Annotated in this window: 6 protein-coding genes; 2 read left to right on the top strand and 4 right to left on the bottom strand. The window is 52.1% G+C overall.

What is annotated here, in order from left to right; all coding sequences use genetic code 11:
* Positions 1–136 precede the first annotated feature (136 nt).
* From nfsB to JTI98_RS19935, 3 genes are all read right to left on the bottom strand, one after another.
* Positions 137–790, bottom strand: a complete 654-nt coding sequence (nfsB, locus tag JTI98_RS19945; RefSeq protein ID WP_044328798.1) for an oxygen-insensitive NAD(P)H nitroreductase — start codon at positions 788–790, stop codon at positions 137–139.
* Between the two features lie 98 nt (positions 791–888).
* The gene (locus tag JTI98_RS19940; protein WP_044256666.1) at positions 889–1,257 is read right to left on the bottom strand and encodes an MmcQ/YjbR family DNA-binding protein; all 369 of its coding nucleotides are present in this window, start codon (positions 1,255–1,257) and stop codon (positions 889–891) included.
* Complete coding sequence (locus JTI98_RS19935) at positions 1,257–1,838, bottom strand: TetR/AcrR family transcriptional regulator (RefSeq protein ID WP_043001489.1); 582 nt, start codon at positions 1,836–1,838, stop codon at positions 1,257–1,259. Before JTI98_RS19935 ends, JTI98_RS19940 begins: the two co-directional genes overlap by 1 nt.
* 191 nt (positions 1,839–2,029) lie before the next feature.
* On the opposite strand from JTI98_RS19935, the gene JTI98_RS19930 reads away from it, so the two are divergent.
* Both JTI98_RS19930 and JTI98_RS19925 read left to right on the top strand, forming a co-directional pair.
* Entirely contained in the window at positions 2,030–3,163 is a 1,134-nt protein-coding gene (locus tag JTI98_RS19930; RefSeq protein WP_216081714.1) for an MBL fold metallo-hydrolase, read from the top strand.
* On the top strand, positions 3,160–3,501 hold the full coding sequence (locus JTI98_RS19925) for a RamA family antibiotic efflux transcriptional regulator (RefSeq protein WP_043001487.1): 342 nt from the start codon (positions 3,160–3,162) through the stop codon (positions 3,499–3,501). Before JTI98_RS19930 ends, JTI98_RS19925 begins: the two co-directional genes overlap by 4 nt.
* A gap of 122 nt (positions 3,502–3,623) precedes the next feature.
* Here JTI98_RS19925 and JTI98_RS21485 read toward each other — a convergent pair whose 3' ends face one another.
* Positions 3,624–4,127: a fimbrial protein gene (locus JTI98_RS21485; RefSeq protein WP_371811943.1), complete on the bottom strand. Its 504-nt coding sequence runs from the start codon at positions 4,125–4,127 to the stop codon at positions 3,624–3,626.
* Positions 4,128–4,141: the final 14 nt, after the last annotated feature.

Below are 4,141 nucleotides of genomic sequence, written 5' to 3'. Positions count from 1 at the left end.
ATTGATTAATAATATGGATAATTTTTGCTCGAAATATTTCTGAGGTGTTACATAATGTGTAGAAAACTTGAAAAAATCTTAACGAGTGGAGAGGAAATAAGAACAGGCACGTCGCGAAGCAACGTGCCTGAAGGCATTAGCATTCAGTAATAATCGTGCTCAGCGGCAGGCGAGATTTCGGCAGCGAGGCATTAAAATCTTCCACGCTGTGATGACCGACAGGCACCACCACCACGCTGGTGAAGCCTTTTTCTTTCAGGCCAAATTCTGCATCAAGAATGGCGGCGTCGAAACCTTCGATTGGCACCGCGTCCAGACCCAGTGCGGCGACGCCTAACAGGAAGTTACCCACGTTCAGATAGACCTGCTTTGCCATCCAGTGTGCATCGTCTTTCAGCTCCTTACGGTGCAGGTCGGCAAAGAACGTGCGGCCTTTGTGATTAGCGGCTTTCGCCTCCGCGGAAGCAAAACGCCCATCGGCCTCTTCCTGATCAACCACGCGTTCCAGCCATGCATCATCCATTGCTGTTTTGGCGCAGAACACCACTACGTGAGACGCATCAAGCATTTTTCGCTCGTTGAAGACAAAGTTCCCGGCGGCAGATTTCGCCACGCGCGCTTTGCCTTCCTCTGTGCTGGCGACGATAAAATGCCACGGCTGAGAGTTAGTACTGGACGGGCTGAACTGCAGCAGTGTTTTGATTTTTTCGGCTTCTTCAGCGGTCAGCTTTTTAGCTGGGTCGAATGCCTTGGTTGAATGACGTTTTAAGGCAACTGAAACGATATCCATAACGACTCCCGGTTGGTTTTAATCTTCGCAGGTTACAGGGTTCTCCCGAAGATGATAAGAGAGAAATGGCGAACACAGTTTTCGTTATTTGAGACTAATCAGACCGGGCGGATTCGTTTCTGGCTGCGTTTGGGCAGACCATCGACCACTAAATTCCACGAGTCGTTCACCAGCTCTTCCAGTAACGACTCGGTAATATCGTCACCGGGCGCGACGGAAATCCAGTGTTTTTTATTCATGTGATAACCGGGGGTTATGCTGGGGTAAATTTGCTGATTTAACAGGGATTTTTCCGGGTCGGCTTTCAGGTTTATTACCGCACGGCGGTTAAACTCGGTGACGATCATAAAAATCTTTCCTTCGACTTTAAACACGTCGTATTCCGGACCGAACGGCCAGCAGTGCTCAGTAAAGGGGAAGGCTAATGCCAGGCGTTTCGCGCACTCGTGCAGCGTTTTTTCGTCCATTACTTTTCCTCGCGGGTGAGGGCGCGCCACATGGCTTCAAAACCCAGAGAAATAAACTCTTCAGCGCGAGCCGGTTCACGGGCGGCAAATTCCATTGTCGTTTCTGCCAGCGTTAAAAACAGCGCATCGCCGAAGGCGCGATATTCATCGGACATAAAGACCGGTAGCACCGAGCGGTGACAGAGATCGCGCAGTTCAGGAAACATATCGTCGGCTTTTTGCTCCGTCTCTTTGGTGATTTTTTCACTGACGGCCAGTTGGCGAATGGCGCGATGCCCCTGCGTATGGTTTATCCCCCAACTGATATAACTGCGCCAGATATAAAAGGTCAGCGCTTTGGCATCGGTCAGTGAACGATCCAGATTGGCGATCATCGACTGGCAGAGACTCTGTTTAAGATGAAGATACAGTTCGTTGATTAACTCGTCTTTGGTTGCGAAATAGCGAAACAATGTCCCTTCCGCCACGCCAGCATTGCGGGCAATCACTGCGGTTGACGCCGCGATCCCGGACTGCGCAATAGCCGTGGTAGCTGCTTCCAGTAATGCCTTTTTTTTGTCTTCACTCTTCGGACGAGCCACTACACTTTACCCTTTAGTTGGTCTAAAAATGTGATTGAAACACGGCGTATGCAGCGCCGCAACGGTGAATGTCAAAGATTGAAAATCATCTTGACGAGAAACATCTGATTTCTATAATGAGTGCTTACTCACTCATAATCAAGGGTGCGTCGCGCAAACCATCGGACAGGCGCGCGTTTTCAGGTCAGGATATGAAGCGTCTCACAGTTTGCGTGGTTGTTATTATGCTCATTACCAGTGCAGCAACGTTACCGTTTGTCCTCAATGCTGGCTTCGGCCAGGCGCCACAGGGCGCTCAGCTTAGCCAGGTTGAACAATCTGCACACTACCGGGACGGGCAATTCCATAATCAGATACCGACGCCGGGCTATACCGGAAACAAAAGTATGCTCGCGGCGTGGTGGGAGTTTCTGGTCGCGAAGCGTGAGAATGCGCGCCCCGCTCAGCCGCTGCCGCTGGTTGCGACCGATCTTGCCAGTCTGCCGGTCACTGAAGACACCCTAATCTGGCTCGGGCATTCGTCGTGGTATCTGCAACTGGACGGCAAACGTATTCTGATTGATCCGGTGCTCAGCAGTTATGCCGCGCCGTTTTCCTTCCTCAATAAGGCTTTCGCAGGAGACTATCCGTGGACGGCGCAGGCGATGCCAGAGATCGACCTGCTGATCATTTCGCACGACCACTATGACCATCTGGACTACGCCACCATCAAGGCGTTAATGCCCAAAGTGAAGCGCGTGCTTACACCGCTGGGCGTCGGTTCGCATCTGCGTTATTGGGGAATGAATAGCGACATCATTGAAGAGCGCGACTGGAATCAGTCCGTGCGAATTGACGATTCGCTGATGATTCACGTTCTGCCTGCGCGGCATTTTTCCGGCCGCGGCATTAAGCGCAACCAGACGCTGTGGGCCAGTTTTCTGTTCGAAACGCCGGAACAGAAAATTTACTACAGCGGTGATTCTGGCTACGGGCCACATTTCCGGACCATCGGCGAACAGTTTGGCGGCATCGATCTCGCCATCCTGGAGAACGGTCAATATGACCAGGACTGGAAGTACATTCATATGATGCCGGAAGAGACCGCGCAGGCGGCCCAGGATTTGCGGGCAAAAGCGATATTGCCCGGTCATGCCGGACGCTTTGTGCTGGCTAAACATACCTGGGATGACCCTTATAAACGGCTGGCGCTGGCCAGTCGACATAAAGCGTACCGTCTGCTCACGCCGATGCAGGGTGAACCGGTAAAACTGGATGATCCGGCGCAGCCGTTCACCGTCTGGTGGGAGCGGACCTCACATTTGCAGGAGAGGAGTTCCGAATGACCATTTCTGCTCAGGTTATCGACACGATTGTCGAGTGGATAGATGATAATTTGAATCAGCCGCTGCGCATTGACGACATTGCGCGCCACGCGGGGTATTCCAAATGGCATCTGCAGCGTCTATTTTTACAGTACAAAGGGGAGAGTCTGGGACGCTACATTCGTGAGCGTAAACTGCTGCTCGCGGCGCGGGATCTGCGTGAGTCCGACGAAAAAGTGTATGACATTTGTCTGCGCTACGGGTTTGATTCTCAACAGACCTTTACCCGTATTTTCACCCGCACGTTTAACCAGCCGCCGGGCGCCTACCGCAAAGAAAATCACAGTCGGGCACACTGATCTCCCTGAAAAACGCTTTCTTTGGCAAAACATCCCCTCACTCTGGATTAAAAAACATAAGTGAGGGGCATGAGGGATATTTGCCAATAATGGGCGATTTACGATAAATAGCCTGAGGGGTTTTATTGATAYGTCAGATTGARKGTCGCYGTCGCATTTGCTTGYCCGGCCCGTACTTTATCYTTGGTCTGAATATARCGGGCGGTAATGGGGAACGACTCCTGGYCGCCAGCCGAGCGTTTAAGATTAAGCATCTTATTCAGTTCCAGTGGCGTATCGTTGTACAGTAACTGCACGCCGATCCCCGMGGCAACCTTGTCRTCRCCCTGGTTACTGAGYTCGAGCACGCTGTCGTCCGYGGTATCMGGGTTTTGTGYGCCGGTTAACGTCACATTGATATKRGCGTCCGCGTCACAGTCGAGTTTCAGGTYGGCCGTGCTGSTTTGCTGTGAATGRGTACCCAACTGGGTAAACTGGTCGGCCTGYACATCCCCAATGGGRAACGCRAGRYTRKKACCGGACTGTATGKCRCAGGCRAGCRCAGTGAYGCTGCCGTTGACRAGATTCCATTTCSMCAYYGGCARGGTATAGGCAGAGCCGGGRCCMTCGCCCACTGMCCAGCTCATTATCATGCCGTTAT

This window comes from Citrobacter sp. MGH 55 (assembly GCF_016906145.1).
In the GTDB taxonomy this organism is placed as follows: domain Bacteria; phylum Pseudomonadota; class Gammaproteobacteria; order Enterobacterales; family Enterobacteriaceae; genus Citrobacter_A; species Citrobacter_A amalonaticus.
Note: the sequence above shows the minus strand (reverse complement) of the source record. Positions and strands in the feature narration are given on the sequence as shown.

Excerpts from the sequence above, each read along its gene's own strand:
- nfsB (WP_044328798.1), bottom strand. The coding sequence starts at position 790 with ATGGATATCGTTTCAGTTGCCTTAAAACGTCATTCAACCAAGGCATTC.
- JTI98_RS19940 (WP_044256666.1), bottom strand. The coding sequence starts at position 1,257 with ATGGACGAAAAAACGCTGCACGAGTGCGCGAAACGCCTGGCATTAGCC.
- JTI98_RS19930 (WP_216081714.1), top strand. The coding sequence starts at position 2,030 with ATGAAGCGTCTCACAGTTTGCGTGGTTGTTATTATGCTCATTACCAGT.
- JTI98_RS19925 (WP_043001487.1), top strand. The coding sequence starts at position 3,160 with ATGACCATTTCTGCTCAGGTTATCGACACGATTGTCGAGTGGATAGAT.